Origin of the sequence: Paraburkholderia sp. BR10882, assembly GCF_040948855.1 — a bacterium.
Lineage (GTDB): Bacteria > Pseudomonadota > Gammaproteobacteria > Burkholderiales > Burkholderiaceae > Paraburkholderia > Paraburkholderia nodosa_A.
In genome coordinates, this window is the sequence record NZ_JBFPKP010000042.1 from 1 (window position 1) to 21342 (window position 21342).

Genomic DNA, 21342 nt, shown 5'->3' on the forward strand with positions numbered 1-21342 from the left:
ATTAGCGATTTGCTGCCGTTCAACTACGCGAAACGGCAAGCCGAAACGAGCGCGAACTGATCGGCCAATTGCGCGCCACCCATGAAGTCGGCGCGCAATACCCGAGTGCAGTCGTGGACATCGTCGGTCATGCCAAGCCGACGCGATGCGGCCACGCCCGCCTCTCGGTTGCGAACGATTCTCCATCGGGTGTGGTGAATTTAGCGCTTACGGTTATCCCGCGTCGCCATCCCTCCAGCTTACTGCTCGGTTACGCGTGGAATACGCCCTCATGGCCCATGGCAGGAGGTGCAATATGACTGCCATCCAAGATTTTTTATGATCCTGGCGGGCGCGGCCACAATGGCTGAAAGTGAGCAGGCGTATGGAGGATATGGACAAGCCGGCCTTGCTGACCAAGAACCGGATGCGCCGTGACCCGCCCACTCTGATCGACCTCAATGGTCTGGATGCGTATGCCAAGGCTGCGCGCGAGCTTGTCCCCGGCCGCGTAGATGTCGATGAAGTCATGCTCATCGGCCAGGCCATCCTCGATCAGCCCGCTTCGCAATGCCTGCGCCTGCGCCTCGAGTTCCCTCGTCTGCTCCGTTTCCACCCCGGGCTGTCGCCTGATGTTGCGCACGAACTGAAGAACTGTATCCAGCAGGCAGTTGTTTCCCACCCCGCTGGCCACCCCCTTCTCCGCGCCCGATTGCGCCAGAAACTCGTCAAGACTGCCATAGCTGCGAGCAAACTCGAACTCCTCCAGGGATCGGCGGACGGGCGCCTGGGCCGGCGCGGCACCCGCCCGGGGGCGGGCAGGCGGCTGGGCACGTGCGGCGCGCGCAGGGGGGCGGGGGCCCCAGCTACTGCGAACCGCGTGGCCGGGAGCCAGGGCCCGGGGCGCTACCGCAGGCGCGCTTCGCGTGGCGTTGTGCGGCCCGGACGGCTGCGGCGGGGTGTTCAGGCCGGGATTGCGTGACTGATCCGCGGCTGCACCGCGGTATGGCGGGGTCATCGGGCCACCGGGCCTCTCACCGGCAGTCGCCGGTTGCGCATAGCGATCGAAGGACCCGATCGTCCCGATGTCCTGCGGGCGCGGCACGCGCGCGGCCGCCTCGCGCAGCTTCTTCTCCAGCGGCTCGCGCGACACCGCATCAGGCGACAGCTGGCGCAGCTTTTCGTAGGGCCGGTGACTCTTCTGCTTGGCCCGCAGGCTCTCACGGGTGTGGAACTGGATTTCCCAGTCGGCGTCTTCGCCCTGAACTCGCGTGCGCACGTTCACATTCAGCCCCGCATAGCCGGTGCCTTCGAGGGTAAAGCCGTTGTTGATGCGCATGACCGTCATGCCAGCCTGCTCCAGACTGGCGAGAATGCGCCGGGCGCGCGTCGCAAAACCCTCCGGGTCGAGCAGTACCTCGTAGCGCAGCCCATCGCGCACCCGCCCGGCAGCCTCCTGCGGTGTGGCCAGGCCCTGCTCGCGCTGTATCCGTGCAAGCTTCTCTTCAATGCTTTTCTCCTTCTTGAAGATGAAACTGCGCCAGTCGTCATCGTCCTGGCCCCTGCGCAGCTTCGCGCTGTGGTCCTCCAGCGCCTGCCGCAGCACAGGCCAGACCGCACCCTCGAGACGTCCAGCCTGGCTTCTGATCTGACGGGCCTGCCCCGCAAGGGGGGGCGGCATGTCCCGTGCGGCTGGCGCCTGGGGCTGGAGTCGCGGCGGAACCGTCAATACCGGCTCCGGCTCCCAGTCCACGATATCTTCCACCCCCGCAGGAACGGCTAACGCACGAAAGGCCTCGCGCGCCGGCTTGAGCAGCTTCCAGATCTCGTCCAGGTGAGCGCCATCCAGTCCGCGTCGTTGCGCCTGCTTGTACAGGTCGTGGTACTGCTCCTTGCACCTGAACGTTTGCTCCGTATGAAACTGGATTTCCCAGGGGACGCCCTCCGGATCCTCCAGCGTGACGCTCACCGCCCGGAAAGCGCTGCGTTCCCGGCTGAAGTGATTAAGACACCGTATCATGGCATGCGCCTTCCCATCGAGCTGCAGAAGGATCCGGCGATAGTCCGCCATAAACGTATCCGGGGAAAGCACCACACTGTAGCGCAGCGCATCGTTGACCCGCGCGCTGGCCTGGGCCAGATCCAGCGGCGGCATTCCGCCAATCAGCCGGGTCAGCTTGTCCTGCAGCGATTGCGGCGATTTCAGCCGGTACGGCTCACTCGCCAGATACGGCCGCCCCTCTTCACGCCCCGGCACCCCGCCATGGCCCAGGATGTCCTTCAGCAGCGGCGTGATCTGCGGCTCGGCCTGTCGGGCGCGCTCATGCAACGCCTGCGCCTGCCGCTGCAGCGCCTCCCGGGAAACCGCCTGCGCCCGCGTGGCCGGCGCGACTGGCTGGCTGAGCCAGCCGCCCTGCTGCAGCGCGCGGACCGCATCCTGCATGACACCCGCTGCCATCGTGGGCATGTCCGGCAGCACCGTCTGCGCCCACTGTGGATCGAAGCGCCCATCGCGTATTTCTGCCACCGTCTGCTTGCTGTACGGGACCCGCCGCAGACGCTCCGGGTAGAAGCTTTCTGCCCGTTCGCAGCACTCGATTACACCCGTAAACAGATCGGTGCCCGTGTCCGACTTCAGCGCGTCCGTGCCCACCTTGATCGCTATCGTAAAAAGATTGCGCATGGACAGCTCCGGTTCGCCCGGCACCAGCCCCGGCTGCCCCCCGGGGGACGCCGTACGCGACAGACGGCACACCGGATAGTTGTCCAGCACCGCGTGCACACGCCCGGCCGTGTCGTCTGCCTGCCCGTAGGCGCTCGCCAGTGCGGGGAAACCCTGCGCCAGCGCGGACGGAAACTGCGGTGCCTGGACGCTGTCCATGCCCAGCTGCATACATAGCTCATACAGCAGTTTCGCCGCCTCGCGCGCTTCCGGCTCATGGGCCCCGTCAATCGCTTCACGCGCCTGCGCCTGCAACTGCTGCAAGGATGGCGCATCTTCGTCCTTCCGCAACTGCCTGCGCAACCCGTTGCGCAGGTCGCGCTCCACCCCGTCGTAGGTGCCGAACATCATGCGTCGCGCCATGGCCTCGCGCTGCCCGTCCGGTTGCGCAAGAAAGCGCATCGCCAGCGTGGCGGCCTTACCCAGCAACATCCCCCCGCGCTGCTCGGCCAGGATTTCGCGCGCCCGTCCCCCCTGGTAGCGGCCCTGCTCATCGAGGGCTGGATGAGCCGTCTTGGGTGGCTTGAACGAGCGCTCCCCGCCCCGCCGCGCCTGGCGCGCCTCCATGACGCGACGGATGTGGGCCGCCAGAGCCGGATAGCCCGCATAGACGAACGCATCGTCCCCGTCCGTGTCCATGTTCCGCTTGCGCAGCTCCGCTATCGGCATCGCCCCAAGCCGCCCCGGCAGCAGCACGTCCTTGACCCGCAGGCTGCCCGTGCTGAGCATCTGCGGCGGTAGCGCGTCACGCTCGCGCCGGCTCTTCCAGCGCGACAGCGTCTTCAGGTCCTCCCGCGAACAGGCCAGCTGCAGCCCCTGGTGGGCGGGATCCGGCGACCAGTAGCCCGGCGGCGGGATGATCAGCATGCCCTTGCTGTGCAGCATGTCAGCGCCCGTGCCCGAATCATCATCGAATCCCGTATAGCTGTACTGGATGGCGAAGCACTGGTCCAGAAACCGGGCCGTCACGTCGCCCTGGCCGGGTGTCGCGACCTGCGCGGCCGCCATGGGCAACAGGTTCTCCTTGTCGTACGGCGGCTTGCCCACCAGCACATCGTCCTGCAACTGCCCGAAGCCCGGCAGCGGAATCGACGGCAGGTACAGCCTGTCGTCAGCCGAGGGCACCGCGCGGATGCGCCGCCCCTGGTAGCCCCCGCTGACGGCCAGCTGGTACAGCGTCAGGCGGCCCACTTCCTGCGTTGCCTGCCTGCCCAACCCGTCCAGCCTGCGCTGCATCGCCTCGCGCGCTTCCCCAAGCGCCGCCCCGTCCCGCGGGAAATGCATCAGCGCCTGCGGCGGCATCGCGTTGAACCCGGGCTCCTGGCCCTCCACCAGCCTGCGCTGTGCCTCGCTGCCCCGTCCCTCCCGGACTGCCTGCCATGCCTCGATATGTTCGCGCACCACCGGAATGCGCATCGCCACGTCCCATCCCAGAAACCCGCAGCCGTCATTCGGACACAGCGCGATGCGCTCCCCCTGCGGCCCCTGCAGCCTGAACGGGTGCTGCGCCCCGGGCACGTCCTCAAACCAGCCCAGCCGCAACGTGCCCTCCACCACATGGTCACGCGGCACCATCTCCATGAGCGCCCGTTGCATGCGCGACCAGTCCTCGCGCTGCGGCGCCAGCTTCTGCGCCAGGTCCATGAAGTCGCTGCCGGGGACGCTGTCGGCATACCGCACCGCCGGCAGCACCGAGGCGGACACGCTGCGGCCCTCGGCGATGTCCCGGGCTGACTTCTGCCGCCCGCGCGTCAGGCGGCTGCCGCCGAACATGTCGAAGCGCCAGGGCTCGCCGTTATACTGGAACGTGCGCGCCAGCATGAAGCCGCTCAACGCGCCCGGCAGCCGCACCTCCACCAGGGGCAGGCCCGTCAGACGGGCATAAAAAGAGTAGTCACGCTGCTCCCCGCCGGGCTCCAGCTCCCGTCCCTGCAGGTCGACCGTGACATGCAGGGTGTCGCCCCCACCCGGTCCGGGTGGCACCACGTTTCCCGCCGCCGTGCGCAGGCTCACGTGGCGCGCTGCCAGATCGAACCGGCTAGGAGGGTAACGCGTCGTGAGGACCTCCAGATGCGCCTCGCTGGCCAGCCGCAGATCCAGTGCGTCCAGGATCGCCTCATCCGCCTCGATCTGCGCAATGAGGTTCCAGCTCATTTCCTGCAGGTCCGCCTCGATGAGCCCGCGCGCCCTGTCCAGCGTCTGTCGCACCCACTGCGTCAGGGTCTCCCGTCGCGCCTTCACCAACTCGTGTCCGCCGCCGATGTAGCTCACCTTCCACTGGCGGGCCACCAGGCTGTATGCCTTGAGCACCTGATACAGTGACAGGGCCGGACAGCGCGTGCCGCACGCTTCGTCGCCGTCCTTCAGGTTCAGCCCGGCCTGGCCCTCCCCGCGGGCCAGGCGCAGATACGCGTCAATCTTGCGTGCCACGACCGGCTGCAGCGCGTCGAAGATGTGCAGGGCGCCAACCCGGTGGCGCCTCAGTTGCGGGCTGCGCGCGAGTGGCAGCAGCCCCATGCACAGGTTGCCTACACTCTCCAACGGTTCATCGCGCAGCCCCCCGGCGCCACACAGCGCCCGGACACGTCCCAGCGCTGTAGCGCCGAGCCGTCCCAGTGCGTCATGCATCCTTAGCTGGGCAAAAGCCTTGAGCAGCAAACCCACGTCGCGGCCATCGGCGCTTTCGAAGCGTTCCGTGCGCAGCTCCAGGTGTACTGCTACCCCCATGAGTACGCCGCGTGCGAGCCTGGTGTCCCCGTCTTCGTCCCCGGCCAGCCGCGCCAGCGCGTTGGCAATCTGGCCGATCGGGCCGATGTCGAACGCCCTCCACGGAAGCTGCTGGCGGCCCAGACGTGCCGCCAGCAGCATTGCCGCTTGACGCGCGTCGGCCTCATCCGGCCACTTCGAGAGCGCGTTGAGCGACATGGCCACATCCTTGCCGTTCATCGACTCGAACAGGTAGGCCTCCGAGACGAGGCGAACGGCCAGCAGCAGCGCCGCCTGACGCGCACCGATCACGTGAGGCCACTTCGAGAGCGCATTGAGCGAGACGGCGACACCCTTGCCGTTCATCGACTCGCACAGCTCCGCCTCCGAGACCAGGCGGGCGGCCTGCCGCATTGCCGCTTGACGCACGGCGGCCTCCTCCGGCCACTTCGAGAGCGCGTTGAGCGAATTGACCACCTCCCAACCTTCCATCGACGCGCACAGGGCTGCATCCGCGGCCAGACGGCCGGCCAGCAGCTGTGCTGCCTGCCGTGCGTTAGGTTCTTGCGGCCACTTCGAGAGTGCGTTGAGCGCGCTGGCCACTTCCTCAGCGGCCATCGACTGGCACAGGTCCGCCTTCGAGACGAGGCGACCGGCCAGCAGCAGCGCCGCCTGACCTGCACCGATCACGGCAGGCCACTTCGAGAGCGCATTGAGCGAGACGACCACATCCTTGCGGTTCATCGACTCGCGCAGGCCGGCGTCCGAGAACAGTCGGCCGGCCAGCAGCATTGCCGCTTGACCTGCGCCGACTTCCTCAGGCCATTTCGAGAGCGCGCTGAGCGAATTGGTTACCTCATCGGCGTTCATCAACTCGCCCAGGCCCACCTCCGAGGCCAGGCGGTGGGCCAGCCAGATCGCCGCTTTGCGCGCGTCGGCTTTTTCCGACCACTTCGAGAGCGCATTGAGCGAGTTCGCGACCTGCCGGGCTGACATCGACGCACGCAGCTCCGTCTCTGAGACGAGTCGGCCGGCCAGCAGCATGGCCGCGTGACGAGCGTCAGCTTGTTCCGGCCACTTCGAGAGCCCATTTAGCGCGCTAGCCACCTCCAAACCTTCTAACGACTCGCGCAGCTCCGCCTCGGAGACCAGGCGAGCGGCCAGCGGCATTGCCGCTTTGCGTGCATCGGCCTCCTCGCGCCACTTCGAGAGCGCATTTAACGCGCTAGCCACCTCCCAACCTTCTAACGACTCGCGCAATTCCGCCTCGGAGACCAGGCGAGCGGCAAGCCGCATTGCCGCTTTGCGCGCATCGGCCTCCTCGGGCCACTTCGAAAGCGCGTTGAGCGAACTGGCCAGATCCTTGGCGCTCATCAACTCGCGCATGCCCACGTCCGAGACCAGGCGTGGGGCAAGCCGCATTGCCGCTTTGCGTGCATTGGCCTCCTCGGGCCACTTCGAGAGCGCGTTGAGCGAATTGACCACATCCTTCCCGTTTATCGATTCGCGCAGCTGCGCCTCGGAGACCAGGCGAGCGGCAAGCCGCATTGCCGCTTTGCGCGCATCGGCCTCCTCGGGCCATTTTGAGAGCGCGTTGAGCGAATTGGCCACATCCTCCCCGTTTATCGATTCGCGCAGTTGCGCCTCGGAGACCAGGCGAGCGCCCAGCCGCATTGCCGCCTTGCGCGCATCGGCCTCCTCGCGCCACTTCGAGAGCGCCTTAAGCGAGATGACCACCTCTCGGCCTTTCAACGACGCGCGCAGCTCCGCCTCCGAGACCAGCCGAGCGGCCAGCCGTAGTGCCGATTTTCGTGCATCGGCCTCCTTGGGCCACTTCGAGAGTGCGTTGAGCGAGCTGGCCAGATCCTCGGCGTTCATCAGCTCGCGCAGGCCCACCTCGGAGACCAGGCGAGCGGCCAGCCGCATTGCCGCTGTGCGTGCCTCGGCCTCCACTGGCCACTTCGAGAGCGCGTTGAGCGAGTTGGCCACCTCTCGGGCTGACATCGACACGGGCAACCGCACGTCTGTCGAAACGCGCCTGGCCAGCTCCAGTACATCCTTCCTGACCATCCCATCGTCCGGCCACTTGCTCAGGGCATTCAGCAGCATTGCGACCTCCTTTGTGTTCAGTCTGCGCAGCCGCAGTTGCCCCACAAGGCCCGACACGGCCTCACGGCACGTCCCGTACAGCGGCGCTTTGGACAACGCATTGGCCAGGAGGGCGGCCTCCTTGGCTACGATCCCGATCAGCGCGCCAGGCCGCAGCACTTCAGTCGCGATGCTTCGCAGCGCCAGCCGGCAGATCTCGCGGTCGGCACGCTTACAAAGCTTGTTGGCGAGATGCACGTAGCGTGCAGCCAGCTCACCCCGGCACAAGTCGGTGTTCACAAGGTAGTGCGCAGCCAGTTCGACAGCACGGTGGTTCTCGTTGACCTGTGAACGCAATGTATTCCTGCGCTGCACGTTCTGCAGATACCGATCCAGGAGGGATACCTTCTTGCCGGCATGGTCCCGACATAGGAAAATCGGCGCCCGCTTATGGCTGTTGCGCCGGGCCATCACGTTATCCCTTTCCATCCGGGTGCCCAGTCGCGCGAATTCACGATCCCTCGCGTTGCCAGAAGGCATTTGCTGCAGGCCACGCCGTTGCTTCCAGAGCAGCTCGCCGGACGCTTCTTCAGACGCATATGTCAGGCATCTCTCCGGGTTTTGGCTGTGACGCTCCGGCTCGCGTGGCCTTTCGTCCAGCACGTCAACCGGATCGCTGCCCGTTCGCTTGCGCGGTGGGCTCATCGCAGCGCCCCGAAGGCTCCGCATAGCGTTTCCAGCAAAGGCTGGCTGAAGCCGGGAACCCAGCTGGCGCCGCGCGATGTGAGGCCATGACGGATCCGCCTGGCTCCTGCACGGCGCATCGCGCTGCCCCGCGCCCAAAATCGGTTGCCCGCACCGCGGCCAGGCGCGCCACGTTTGTCCCGCAATATCCTCACCGGCTGGTGGCCGCGAAGGCAACGCACTATGTGATACAGGTCCAGCATAAGGGCTCATCAAGCGCTGCTGGCGACGCGCGGCCAGTCCCCCCCGCCACGGCGGCAAAAGGTCACCGACGGCGGCTGCCTGCCGGCCCGCAGGTCCCGGCCGCGAAGCCCGAGGCTGCCCGTCAGCAGGTTCCTCAATCTTCTCATCGCCAACAACGTGGCGGATTAGCAGGCTGCTGATTCTCATGGCTACGGAGTTTGTTCAGGAGGTCGCGCGTGTTTTGTCGCGATAGCGACGGCGGGCAAGCACGGCTACATTTATATAGTATTCCTTATATTGACCAGCGCGTAGAACTGCTCCGCAACTGTTCAGTCGAGGCCGTCGCCTTTCATCTGCCCCTCGCGGATCATATGCATTACCTCGATGCCCGAGAGAATGATGCGCGCACAGCGAAATGCTTGAAGCCGATCACCGGTTTGGTGAGCTCGATGGGCCTACTCGATGATGTTGTTCAGGTATTTGTTCTGCCGGATCCTGATTGGTGTTTCCCAGTCCAAGTTGACGGCTTCGAGTGCCGCCGATTCACGCCGCTCTTGCCCACGGTTACCGTGATGGGGTGCACTGTTTTGATCAATTGCCTTCTCGAAGTAGTGACGCGCAGCGACCTTGTCGCGGTCGGCACGCAGGAGGAAGTCAACGGTGTTGCCACGCCTGTCGACAGCGCCGTATCGGTGTTTTCATTGGGCCTTTGACGTAGGTCTCGTCCATCCTCGAGTCCTCAGCCACCGCTCGCTTGTGGCGGCGGGACACCTTCTCAGATAGCGGCACGAGCTTGATGAGCCAACGGTGTACGCTCGAAGGAGCGACCTCGATGCCGCGCTCCGCCATCATTTCCTCGAGATTGCGCAGGCTCAACGAGTAAGTCAGATACCAGCGTATGCACCGCACGATCACGTCCAGCGGATAGTGCAGCACCTTGAAACTTGCCGATGCCCGGCGGCAAAGCCTTGCGCCGCGTCTTCCCCGTGCCGCTTGTCATTCATGATGATCGAACGCCTCGGGCGCGTTAATGCAACGGAACCGATCGACTTCAGGCCGTCCAGGCAAATCGACGGATACAACTTCATCGAAACGTTCAACGGCTCACTCCGAGGGATGAATGCCTGAACCTGCACCGGTTCGAACCTCTGGCGGAAGCAAAACCCGAGATCGAGGATTTGCGGCGGGGCTACAATGAGACCGAGCCTCACATGGTGCTCAACGCTTTAACATCGGGCGCATTTGCCCGGCAGCGGAGCCTTCGGCCGAAGGCTCATGAAAAATCGGGCGTGGCCACCTGCCCAGGAAAACCACGCGGTTCACTTTCCAGCTTAAATCGCGGAACTACTGTCCAAACAAATAAGGTCACTTCCGTCCGGGCTTATATCTTGCTTCGGGACGAGGCTATGCTGGAAACGCCGGGCACAGCGCCCGAACAATGGCCTGTCCCCACCGCAGATAGGGGCTTCTTGACAAGGCTCCTGCCAACCCACCTCGTGCTCGCGCGGGCCACAATGGGCTGGGTGCACGCCGCCGACTTTGAGTTCGAGACCGTAGCGAGGGATAGTACGAATCCACAAGCGAGGAAGCCCAATCATCTCAAAGGTGTGGCGCAGTTGCGCGACAAGCTGGTAATAGCTCGCGTCGCTCACGATAACACCTTGGTCGCCCCATATACGGCTCATAAGAACTTCCTTGGTTCGTGGCCCTTCGAACAGCAGCTCGAGCAAACGCGCCTGATTACGCGAAAGGAACGTTCGGGCGCCGCTCGAAATGTTACCCAACGTCCGAGTGTCGAGGCTGAAAGTCATTTGGCATTCGACGTTATCAAATGGCCGCTTGTCGGGTGACATCATTCCTCCCTGGCTCTTCCTGAAAAATTATCCAAAGGTCTGTGGAGACCCCCAGTTCGCATCGATATTGCGAACGATGACACTCGCTTTGGTTCCCCGAGAATCTGGCACCTGCCCTGCATAGGTCCAAGGCCCCGCAAGATAGATGTTGTAAACGGTTCGCGCGTATTGCGCGCGCAATGCCGTCCTCTGGGAATGATAGGCGCCGATTGCCCCCCAAATGGAACCGAACTTGTGGATACTCTCGCGAAGCAGCGATGCCCCGACAGTGGCGTTTAGTTGAGGGTCGGTGAACATGCTCGCATCGATCATTCTCGCGCGCAATCCGGCAAGGTGGAGGGAATTGATCTGCATCAGGCCAATATCGACCGTGCCGTTGGCGTTACGATGATAGGCATGCGGGTTGAGGTGCGATTCGTAGTAAGCAATGGCACGCAGCACATCCGGGTTTATATGATATTGATGTGCCGCGTTGTCGATCACATCTGCCCGGGATGTGCCCGCAGCAAATACGAATCCGGCCAGCACTACCAAAAGGACGCGAGCCAATGCTACGCCGATTATCAAGTATGTTTTTCCTTGTCGCTTTAAATCCTGCATTACTGCTCCTTCGGATGGCTCTGGTACAAATAGGCGGTCTGTACGAGATTGTTGTTATCTAGAGGATACCTCAAGCAGACAGGAAGGTCTCCCAGACTGCGGGCGCAATGGTTTTCTTTGAGGCCGAGCTTTGCGAGGCCGAATTGGCCCTTGCGAATGCGATGTACCAACTCAATACCAGAGAGCGTGATCGCTGCGTTCCTGAAAGGTTTGAAGCCGAGCATGATTTTCGTCCGGGACTTGATGTTGCGGTGGTCCTGCTCGACCAGATTATTGAGATATTTCGAGGATCGGATCTTCGTGTCCTCAGGCAGCAAGCCATCGGCCTTCATCTCGCGCACGGCGCGGTGCGAGGCCGCATAGCCGTCAAGCGTGATGCTCTTCGGTGGCTGGCGCTGATGTCTGATGGCCTTCCTGAAAAAGGCTTTTGCCGCCTCCACGTCGCGCTTTGCACGGAGCATGAAGTCGACCGTCTGGCCCACCCGACCCACCGCCCGATAGAGATAGACCCACTTGCCGCGCAGCTTGAGATAAGTCTCGTCAACACGCCAGGACTGGCCGGTGGGCCTGCCGAAGCGATTCCACCGTTTGACGAACTCCGGCGCAAAGCGCCGCCCCCAGCGCAGGATCGTCGTGCGGGCCAGCGACAGACCCCGTTCCGCCATCATTTCGACCAGATCGCGCAAGCTAAGCTTGTAGCGCAGGTGCCAGCGAACACACAGCATGATCACATCGCGGTCAAAGTGACGGCCTGCAACAGTTCGTCCAGGCTCTTCAGCTTGCTCATCGTCGGTTCTCAATTCGTTCAGCCCGACACCTTAACCGATTCGCTCCCGTCCTATTTGCACCAGAGCCGTTTGGTCCGTGGCGATTGTCGAACGGTTACTCTTATCGTCGATTAACACCTCAATTGAGGTGCGATCAAGCACTGGTTTCAGAAACCAGGTAGACGACCCAGAAAGCGACTTGCATTCGCCCGGTGAAACTACAAAAGACTCAGATGCTACGATCCATTAACTCCCGCACCGCCCTCGACGCAGGGCGACACCATTGAGGCAGACAAAACCTTAGGCTCATTTAGCTTATGATTGTGACGCGTTCGGATCAATGAAAAGGCGCGGAAATCATGTGCTTTTCAGAAATTTATCATGAGCGCACCAATGTTAGGCAGAAATTTCACAATTGAATCAGATTTTACTGCGAAATTCAATCACGGCACGAAGCCCTGCGATAGATACACTGACCATAATTTATTCCTGTCGTCGCCATGACATAAGGTCGACGGACTTGAGCGACTCGATAGAATATTAGGTAACTATATAGATGAGCGACATCGACCTTAATCATCAGGTATATCATCTCCGGATATTGTTCGGCCCCCTATTTGGAGCTGACATCGAATTGCCTTGTGATGAGGTGTTCTTCTGCGTTGGGGACGATGGAGCGCAAAGTAAGAACGAAGCAATCGCGCATTCGATCTACCGCGCGACAAATATGCTATATATACCTTATCGGCCAGGAGCTCCTAATTTCCGGTTGCAAATTACTTCAAGCCGTAACCGTACAATCAAGCAGAACAACGAATTTGATGTCCGAAACAGTGACGCCGATTTTTCAGTGGATTTTCTGTCGCCTGATGGCGGCAAGACACTGTTCCAAAGGTTCAACCATATTTGCCAATACGACGAGATCCGCTTCGCAATTAAGCCGGCTTGCGACACGTGGAGTGACGAGATAAATAATTTTATCGATCAGCCGGAACCCTTGTCCCATCACGACGGCGCGAATGCCCGCAAAGGAAAGCGGCTTTCCTGTCTTAAGATCGGCGCTGTACTGATTGCCAGCGCGGCCGCGATGGCGGCGGTCTGCTGGCAGCTAAACGAGTATCTGAGCACGCATAGGCTGGCACGCGCGAGCAGCCTTCTTTCAGATGCGCCAACAACCAACCATGTGCTGGCCGGACGCGACGGAAGAATTTATGTCGTAAGCGCCACACTCGACGGTCTGGATTGGGACAGGCAGGCGATGCGCAAGGCCATGCAGTCCGGGCCCATCCGGATCGTTTCGGCGCCAGGCGAGCGCCAGCGTCTAGAACAAGCCCTTGACGGGCAAGGCGTCGATTTTGTCACCGTGCGGATGGATGAGCCGCAGTGTCCAGTCCTGTTGCTCGATGGAAACATTAGTCAGGCCGCACGCGATGAGGCCGTAGGCATATTGAAGAAAACCGCCCCGTACGTCCAACAAGTGCAGTTGCTGTACCCGCGCGTAGGCGCTATCGAGACGGATGCGCGCAATGAGTTGCAGAGAACGGGCTTGCACTATCGCGAGGTGGGCCGTCCGCGTGGGACCACGTTCGAGGTCGCCGGTGCAATCAACGACGCGGAACTAGCCGCTTTACGAAGCCTCATTTCCTCATTCAATGATAGATGGGGCACGCGTCATGTCGATTTCAAGATCGCGATGCGGACCGATTGGCTGAATGGTAAAACATACCGGGAAGGCGATGACGGTTACGTTCTGGTCAATCAGGCGTCATGGTACTTCCCTGAACATCTGGATGGAGAGCGACGATGAGCGGCTATATTCCGAGCACAAACTACCTTGGCTATCTCGAAGACATGAGCGCTGGTTTCGACACGGGCATCGGTGACCTTGGCGATCAGTTGAAGACCGCGATGACGAATTTACAGCAGCACCTGTCCGATCCGACGTATCTCACGCATTACCAAGCTGTGCTGTCTGAATATAACCCATACCACTAGTGTCCGGTTAAATCCCTAATAGATTCAATTGGTTAGCGCCAGTCGGCGTGTCGATTGTGTTCGAATCGAGCTGGAAGGCCTCCGAAATGGGGGTTTTCTCGAAAACGGACACCGAAAAGATCTGTAGCAATGTGTAGAGCGAGGCATCTAGTTGAAGCTCATTTTTGACGATCGCGAACAGCACGTAGGTGGAGACGGCGCACCAGATTTGCGACTTCACCGCGTTCTCGGTTGTGCCAAAAAAGCGCTTGATGCGCAGATACTGCTTGATCCGTTTGAAAAACAGTTTGACATGCCAACGGTTTCGGTACAGGCCGGCGGTGGCCAGGGGGGGCAACGCTGTATTGTTGGTCAGGAAGATCAGGGTCTTTCCGGATTCTGGGTCGTTGAAGCGAACACGGCGCAAGTGTTCGGGATAGTTTTGCGAAGCGTAGAAGCCATTCAAGGCGACGCTCTGGTCGCAAACGACACCTGTGCTGCTGTCGGTGGCAGCCGAGTAGACGCGACGCGCATTCATGTTGCGTTTGGCGCGCGTGACGAAGAAAGCGAAAGCGCCTGCCTGATGGAGTTTGTACAGTCGCTCGAAGTCCAGATAGCCGCGATCCATGACGTAGAAAGCCCCCGCTTCGACGGGCAGAAAATCGAGCACGCCAACGTCGTGCATCTTGCCGTCGCTCACGTGAATGAAGGCAGGAATCGGACCACGCAGATCCAGCAGCGTGTGCATCTTGACCGCTGCCTTGGTGCCGCGAAACGGTGCCCAATCGAACAGAGACAGGTCGATAGGTGTGGAATCGAGTGCGTAGACGGTCGCATCGAGATCGATGTCCAGCGACTCGGACGCGTAAAGCGCCCGGGCCCGGCCGATCAGTCGCATCGCCAGTTCGTGATAGATGTGCCAGTCGCGCACGTTCAATGCGTCCGACAACGTCGAGCGCGCCGGGACGTTCTTCAATCCCATATGAAACAGCTTGCCGCGATTTGCCGTCAGGCAAACCTCGATGTCGCGCAGGGATTCGCGCCACGTCAGTTGCGCGAAGGCCATGATACGGAACAGATCGGCGCAGCCCAGCGTACACACTCCCGCGTCGTCGCCATGTCGATCGATGATCCGGCCGAACGTTTTCCACGGCACGAACTCCATGACTTGCGCGAACAGTGTCTTGCCCACGTTCATGTGCTACCCCGGGTTGTTCAAACCCGAAAGGATCGCAAATGCTGGAATCGAAATTCAAATCGTGGACAGCCAAAAAAGCCTCGAAACCCGCGTCAGAACGTCCTCTCCGGCCTGCTGACCTCAAATAAACCGGACACCAGTGAACGCAGGAGAGTGCTTCGTACTTGCCCCTACCCTTACCGCCCCCATTGGCTATCCGAAGGATGAAAAGCCAACAGCGCAAGTTCATGCCGTGGAGCACTTTTCGCGCCACGCTTAATGCCAAATTGGCACGCAGTCAGCCCCGTCCTGAACTCGTCGTCCTGTTGCTGATGGTGCTCGTCATCGGGATGCTGATCATACCGCTTCCAGCGTACTTGCTTGACTTGTTGATCGGGGTCAACATCGTCACGGCGCTGCTCGTGTTCATGGGCTCTTTCTACGTCGTCAACATTCTAGAGTTTTCGACCTTCCCGTCCGTTCTGCTGATTACGACGATGTTTCGGCTCGCGCTGTCGATAAGCACAAGTCGCCTGATTTTGCTCGAAGCTCAAGGCGGCAAGATCATCTCTACATTCGGCGAGTTCGTGATAGGCGACAATCCGGTCGTCGGTTTCGTCATGTTCGGGATCGTGACGATCGTGCAGTTCATCGTCATTACGAAAGGTTCTGAGCGTGTCGCGGAAGTGGCTGCGCGTTTTGCTCTCGACGCCATGCCTGGAAAGCAGATGAGTGTCGATGCGGACCTGAAAGCCGGCGTCATCGATAACGACGGTGTGAAGAAGCGCCGTACAGACCTTGAACGTGAGAGCCAGCTCTACGGCGCATTTGATGGCGCGATGAAGTTCATCAAAGGCGATGCCATCGCCGGCATCATAGTGATATCCGTCAATCTGATCGGTGGGATCGCGGTGGGTGTCGCACAGCACGGTATGTCGATGCCCGAAGCATTAAAGACCTACACCATTCTCACGATCGGAGACGGTTTGGTCGCACAAATACCGGCACTTCTCATTGCGATTGCGGCCGGCTTTATCGTAACGCGAGTGGGAGAAAGCGACAAGAACCTCGGTGCCGGGATCGTCGGTGACCTGTTTTCAAATCCGTTCGTGATCGCGGTGACGGCCGCACTCTCGATCTGTATCGGGTTGCTGCCCGGCTTTCCTCTGCCAGTATTCGGTGTCATCGCGGTAGCGCTTGCTGGGATATATTTGCATATGCGACACCAATCACACGGCAAGGACGTCGCGGGCGGTGTGGGGGGCGAGGCACTCGATGGGCTGCTCTCGTGCGGCGTCAAGGACGGTGAGTATAACGCACTAAAACAGGTTGACATCGATAAGCTCATTCCAGAAACGGTGCCGCTTATAATAACGGCGTCAGTGCGGATGAAGGCGATTTTCGAAACGGAACGGGTACTCGACACTATGCGTCGGCGCGCATTCATTGACATGGGGCTGCGTCTCCCACAGATTCATGTCAGCTATTCCGCGGAATTCAATGAGACTGACATTGTCGTTATGATCAATGAAATTCGCGCGGCAAATCTTTCGATTGATTTCAATCGCATGCGTGTCATTGGGTCGACGCTTACGCTCGACAGCTTGGCGCTAGACGTAGTGACTCTCCCGGATGGAGCGGGCGGCAGCGCGAGATGGGTGCGGCAGCAAGACGCGTCGGGGCTCGAAAAGATGGGCGTGCATGTCCGGCCACCCATAGACGACCTGTACGGTCAGTTCCTCACGCTGGTTCTGCACAACATCAAGGAATTCTTTGGGATTCAGGAAAGCAAGCGTTTACTTGACGACATGGGGAGGAAATATCCCGATTTACTTAAGGAAACTTACCGACATGCCTCTGCGCAGTCCATCGCTGAAGTATTGCAGCGGCTCCTTGGTGAGCGCATCTCCGTGCGCAACATGAAGCTAATTCTCGAAGCACTTGCGCAATGGGGCCCCAAGGAAAAGGATACGTTGATTCTGGTTGAGCACGTTCGCATCTCACTTGCCCGCTATATCACGAATCGCTTCGCGTTGGGGGGGCGCCTTAACACGATCCTGCTCTCCGCAGACGTTGAAGAGATGGTGAGCAAAGCTGTCCGGCAAACGTCTACGGGCGTCTACTTGAACCTTGAGCCGGCGGACAGCGAGCGATTGTTGGATTGGTTGTCCCTCCAATTACAGCGGGTTGGGTATTCACCGCGCGATGTTGTGCTGCTGACCTCAATGGAGATTCGGCGCTTCGTCAAGCGGCTCATCGAAAGCCGATTTCCGGATCTTGAGGTGCTTTCCTTCGGAGAAGTCGCAGACGGAGTGGTAATCGATGTGCTTGAGACGATTTGAGGAAGGGGTGAATATCTGTGTCTGGGACTGTTCAATGGCACCAGCGGCGGTTCTGTTGCAGTAAGGCCCACGTTAAAATTGTGTAGCGAATTTTTGAGCTGAGCGATGAAGAAGACGAAGACACCGCGAACCACACTCGCGCCGGGCCTGGTCAAGGTCCTGAAGCGCCTTCACTACCCGCTTGAAGTGATTTTGCTGTGCGTGCGATGGTACGTGGCCTATTCGCTGAGTTTGCGCAATCTTGCGGAAATGATGGACGAGCGTGGTATCGCGGTGGATCATTCGACGGTGTACCGCTGGGTCATCAAACTGCTGCCGCTCTTCGAAAGGAGCTTGCGCAAGCACAAGCGTCCGGTTGGGAAAAGCTGGCGAATGGAAATATCTTTACCGGGCAGTGGACAAGGCGGGCGACACGGTCGACTTCCTGCTCAGGGCCAGGCGGGACAAGGTCGCTGCCCGGCGGTTCTTTGAAAAGGCGATCGCCCATAATGGTACGCCAGAGACCGTGACCATCGACAAAAGCGGCTCCAATCTGGCCGCACTGGATGCGGTGAATGCCGATCGCGAGACGCCGATCAAGGTCCGTCAGATCAAGTACCTGAACAACATCGTCGAACAGGACCATCGGGCTATCAAACGCCGGACCCGGCCAATGCTGGGACTCAAGAACTTCCACCGTGCGAGGGTCATTCTCGGCGGCATCGAGGTAATGCACATGATCAGGAAAGGACAGATGAAATGTGCGGGCAAAGACCCGTCGTCTGCTTCCCAGCAGTTTTACTCCCTTGTGTCATAGGCAATACTTACCATATCGACATTTCTCGTCCCGACACCCTTACTTACTGCAACAGAACCTTTCAAAAGAGCCCTCGTTATGATCCCAGTATCGTCTCGCATCACCCAGACTGCTGTTTTCACATCGAAATCCGAAGCACCGGATCTAGCGACATCGCACGCTCCGGAGACGGCTATGTCAGAAGGAAAGTTGATGGTTAGAGAAATCAATGCCAGCGCCGTCGGTAATAGGAGCTTACTCCCGACTTCAGAAGCAATATTGACCGATACAAGTACGGTGGAAAGTCCACCGACAAACGAACGGCGGGCCAATCTCCCTGTGCAATTGGCGGGCCAGCCCAGGTCACCAGCGTCTTCATCCCATGGGGGGGCTGCAACGGGCAGCCGGGCAAGACGCGCGTCTCTGCCGTCGGTCGTCGAGGTCGTCGATCCGGACGTCGCCATCGCAGGCGAGGCTGTGAAGACGCCTGTTTGCGGAACGAGTCCTGCCATGTCAGCTTTCCATGCATCCACGGAAGAAAGCGTCAATCCCACCAGCCGGCCCAGTTCGAATCCATCTCCGCAGGCAAGTGCGCCTGGCGCCTTGACTGGTTTGTTGGAACTGCCGCCTCAAATCACTCGTGATATTGCAGGGCGGATCGATCGTCGCAGCCGTATTGCGCTGGCAGGCACCGACCGACAGTTGCGTGCGCAACTTATCGATGAGCGGCAAGCTGCCAGGATTATTGCCCGGGATGTGCCGGCCGTGAGAACGACTCAGGGGTTCGATGCGGTGTTCCAGCGCATCGGGGAGCTTCCGGTGTCTCTACGAGGTGAGGTGCTGGCCGCACTCGGCGGCCATATCTATGCCCTGCCCCTAGCCCGGACAGCGCAGTTCGACAGCGTGTTCGGCGCCATCGGGCAACTGCCTGCCGAACACCGCAGCGCCCCGCTGGCCGCACTCGGTCGCCGGATCCATGCCTTGCCGCAAGCAGGCCAGGCAGCGCAGTTCGACCGCATGCTCGGCGCCATCAGGCAACTGCCGGCCGAACACCGCAGCGATCCGCTGACGGTACTCTGCTACCAGATCCAAGTGCTGCCGCAAGCGGCCCGGACAGCGCAGTTCGACAGCGCGCTCGGCGCCATCGGGCAACTGCCTGCCGAACACCGCAGCGATCCGTTGACGGTACTCTGCTACCAGATCCAAGTGCTGCCGCAAGCGGCCAGGACAGCGCAGTTCGACAGCGCGCTCGGCGCCATCGGGCAACTGCCTGCCGAACACCGCAGCGCCCCGCTGGCCGCACTCGGTAGCCAGATCCATGCCTTGCCGCAAGCGGCCGGGACAGCGCAGTTCGACAGCGTGCTCGGCGCCATCGGGCAACTGCCTGCCGAACACCGCAGCGCCCCGCTGGCCGCACTCGGCCGTCAGATCAATGCCTTGCCGCAAGCGGCCCGGACAGCGCAGTTCGACAGCGTGCTCGGCGCCATCGGGCAACTGCCTGTCCAACACCGCAGCGCCCCGCTGGCCGCACTCGGTCGCCAGATCCATGTCCTGGCGGAAGCGGCCAGGACAGCGCGGTTTGATAGCGTGTTCGGCGCCATCGGGCAACTGCCTGTCCAACACCACAGCGACCAGCTGGCCGCACTCGGTCGCCAGATCCATGCCTTGCCGCAAGCGGCCCGGACAGCGCGGTTTGATAGCGTGTTCGGCGCCATCGGGCCACTGCCGGCCGAACACCGCAGCGCCCCGCTGGCCGCACTCGGCCGCCAAGTCGATGCCCTGCGTGAAGCGGCCCGGACAGCGCGGTTTGACAGCATGCTCGGCACCATTGGGCAAATGCCGGCCGAACACCGCAGCGATCCGCTGACGGTACTCTGCTATCAGATCCAAGTGCTGCCGCAAGCGGCCAGGACAGCGCAGTTCGACAGCCTGCTGCGGGTCATTGGGCAACTGCCCGCTGAACGCCGCAGCGGGCCACTAGCGGCGCTCGGCGGCCGTATCTGGGCCCTGCCGCAAGCGGTTCGGACAGCGCAGTTCGACAATGTGCTCGGCGCCATCGGGCAACTGTCCGCTGAACGCCGCAGCGCCCCGCTGGCCGAACTCGGAGGCGAAATCGAAGCCCTGCCTGAAGCGGCCCGGACAGCGCAGGTCGACAGCATGCTCAGCGCCATCGGGGAACTGCCCACCCAACACCGCCGCGTCCCGCTGGCGGCGATCCGGCCAGCTCAGGTGCGAATAGCGCGGTGGCGAATCGGTTAAGGGGGTTCTGTTGCAGTAAGGGTGTCGGGACGAGAAATGTCGATATGGTAAGTATTGCTTATGACACAAGGGAGTAAAACTGCTGGGAAGCAGACGACGGGTCTTTGCCCGCACATTTCATCTGTCCTTTCCTGATCATGTGCATTACCTCGATGCCGCCGAGAATGACCCTCGCACGGTGGAAGTTCTTGAGTCCCAGCATTGGCCGGGTCCGGCGTTTGATAGCCCGATGGTCCTGTTCGACGATGTTGTTCAGGTACTTGATCTGACGGACCTTGATCGGCGTCTCGCGATCGGCATTCACCGCATCCAGTGCGGCCAGATTGGAGCCGCTTTTGTCGATGGTCACGGTCTCTGGCGTACCATTATGGGCGATCGCCTTTTCAAAGAACCGCCGGGCAGCGACCTTGTCCCGCCTGGCCCTGAGCAGGAAGTCGACCGTGTCGCCCGCCTTGTCCACTGCCCGGTAAAGATATTTCCACTCGCCTTTGACCTTGATATAGCTCTCGTCCATTCGCCAGCTTTTCCCAACCGGACGCTTGTGCTTGCGCAAGCTCCTTTCGAAGAGCGGCAGCAGTTTGATGACCCAGCGGTACACCGTCGAATGATCCACCGCGATACCACGCTCGTCCATCATTTCCGCAAGATTGCGCAAACTCAGCGAATAGGCCACGTACCATCGCACGCGCAGCAAAATCACTTCAAGCGGGTAGTGAAGGCGCTTCAGGACCTTGACCAGGCCCGGCGCGAGTGTGGTTCGCGGTGTCTTCGTCTTCTTCATCGCTCAGCTCAAAAATTCGCTACACAATTTTAACGTGGGCCTTACTGCAACAGAACCGGCGAACGTCGGGTCTGGGCAGTCGCGCGAGTCCCAAGCGCACAGCAGGAAGATGAACGACGCGTGCATCGTGAACTCGAGCGCCTGCGACACGAGCGCACCACTCACATCAACCGGATCCGATCGCTTCTGGTACTGCACAACCTGCGCGTAGAGCGCGTAGGCGGTCGTAACGGGGCCCGCTGGTGGGCCGAGCACGCTCAGCAGTGCGTTCGCTGCCTCATTCTCTGGTCCGCCGTGCAAAGATTATCTTGATGGCCGCTGACGGTCATACGAGTCAAGAAATTCCAACGCAATGCGAAGTGACACCGCCAGCAATTACGCACTGGAAGAAG

General features: G+C 61.0%; 9 protein-coding genes and 4 pseudogenes. 6 read left to right on the forward strand and 7 right to left on the reverse strand.

What is annotated here, in order from left to right; translation table 11 throughout:
- Positions 1-316 precede the first annotated feature (316 nt).
- Together xopAD and AB3X99_RS40465 are read right to left on the reverse strand one after the other, a co-directional pair.
- Positions 317-8200 (reverse strand): XopAD/skwp family type III secretion system effector, encoded by a 7884-nt coding sequence (gene xopAD / locus AB3X99_RS40460; protein ID WP_368662017.1) that lies wholly within the window; start codon positions 8198-8200, stop codon positions 317-319.
- 551 nt (positions 8201-8751) lie between these two features.
- A pseudogene (locus tag AB3X99_RS40465) lies at positions 8752-9422 on the reverse strand (IS6 family transposase).
- Between the two features lie 44 nt (positions 9423-9466).
- On the opposite strand from AB3X99_RS40465, the pseudogene AB3X99_RS40470 reads away from it, so the two are divergent.
- A pseudogene (locus AB3X99_RS40470) lies at positions 9467-9696 on the forward strand (integrase core domain-containing protein); the annotation flags it as partial.
- A gap of 606 nt (positions 9697-10302) precedes the next feature.
- On the opposite strand, the gene AB3X99_RS40475 reads toward AB3X99_RS40470, so the two are convergent.
- Together AB3X99_RS40475 and AB3X99_RS40480 are read right to left on the reverse strand one after the other, a co-directional pair.
- Entirely contained in the window at positions 10303-10875 is a 573-nt protein-coding gene (locus tag AB3X99_RS40475) for a lytic transglycosylase domain-containing protein (RefSeq protein WP_368662018.1), read from the reverse strand.
- Positions 10876-11015: 140 nt separating this feature from the next.
- A pseudogene (locus AB3X99_RS40480) lies at positions 11016-11600 on the reverse strand (IS6 family transposase); the annotation flags it as partial.
- A 598-nt stretch (positions 11601-12198) separates the two neighbouring features.
- Between AB3X99_RS40480 and AB3X99_RS40485 the strand changes: the two are divergent.
- Positions 12199-13449 carry a PrgH/EprH family type III secretion apparatus protein gene (locus tag AB3X99_RS40485; protein ID WP_368662019.1) on the forward strand — a complete coding sequence of 417 codons (1251 nt, stop codon included), beginning with the start codon at positions 12199-12201 and terminating at the stop codon, positions 13447-13449.
- Complete coding sequence (locus AB3X99_RS40490; RefSeq protein WP_368662020.1) at positions 13446-13637, forward strand: EscF/YscF/HrpA family type III secretion system needle major subunit; 192 nt, start codon at positions 13446-13448, stop codon at positions 13635-13637. The genes AB3X99_RS40485 and AB3X99_RS40490 overlap by 4 nt, the downstream gene beginning before the upstream one ends.
- Before the next feature lie 7 nt (positions 13638-13644).
- On the opposite strand, the gene AB3X99_RS40495 is transcribed toward AB3X99_RS40490, so the two are convergent.
- The gene (locus AB3X99_RS40495) at positions 13645-14814 is read right to left on the reverse strand and encodes an IS4 family transposase (RefSeq protein ID WP_368662021.1); all 1170 of its coding nucleotides are present in this window, start codon (positions 14812-14814) and stop codon (positions 13645-13647) included.
- A 203-nt stretch (positions 14815-15017) separates the two neighbouring features.
- Between AB3X99_RS40495 and AB3X99_RS40500 the strand changes: the two genes are divergently transcribed.
- Both AB3X99_RS40500 and AB3X99_RS40505 read left to right on the forward strand, forming a co-directional pair.
- Complete coding sequence (locus AB3X99_RS40500; protein WP_368662022.1) at positions 15018-17135, forward strand: EscV/YscV/HrcV family type III secretion system export apparatus protein; 2118 nt, start codon at positions 15018-15020, stop codon at positions 17133-17135.
- Between the two features lie 105 nt (positions 17136-17240).
- Positions 17241-17931, forward strand: a pseudogene (locus AB3X99_RS40505) (IS6 family transposase).
- On the opposite strand, the gene AB3X99_RS40510 reads toward AB3X99_RS40505, so the two are convergent.
- Positions 17913-18422, reverse strand: coding sequence for a hypothetical protein (locus AB3X99_RS40510; RefSeq protein WP_368662023.1), 510 nt, complete (start codon positions 18420-18422; stop codon positions 17913-17915). The pseudogene AB3X99_RS40505 and the gene AB3X99_RS40510 sit on opposite strands and share 19 nt — an antisense overlap.
- Here AB3X99_RS40510 and AB3X99_RS40515 point away from each other — a divergent pair.
- Positions 18421-20169, forward strand: coding sequence for a hypothetical protein (locus AB3X99_RS40515; protein ID WP_368662024.1), 1749 nt, complete (start codon positions 18421-18423; stop codon positions 20167-20169). The two genes, AB3X99_RS40510 and AB3X99_RS40515, sit on opposite strands and share 2 nt — an antisense overlap.
- A 58-nt stretch (positions 20170-20227) precedes the next feature.
- On the opposite strand, the gene AB3X99_RS40520 is transcribed toward AB3X99_RS40515, so the two are convergent.
- The gene (locus AB3X99_RS40520; protein WP_368662025.1) at positions 20228-20950 is read right to left on the reverse strand and encodes an IS6 family transposase; all 723 of its coding nucleotides are present in this window, start codon (positions 20948-20950) and stop codon (positions 20228-20230) included.
- Positions 20951-21342 lie beyond the last annotated feature (392 nt).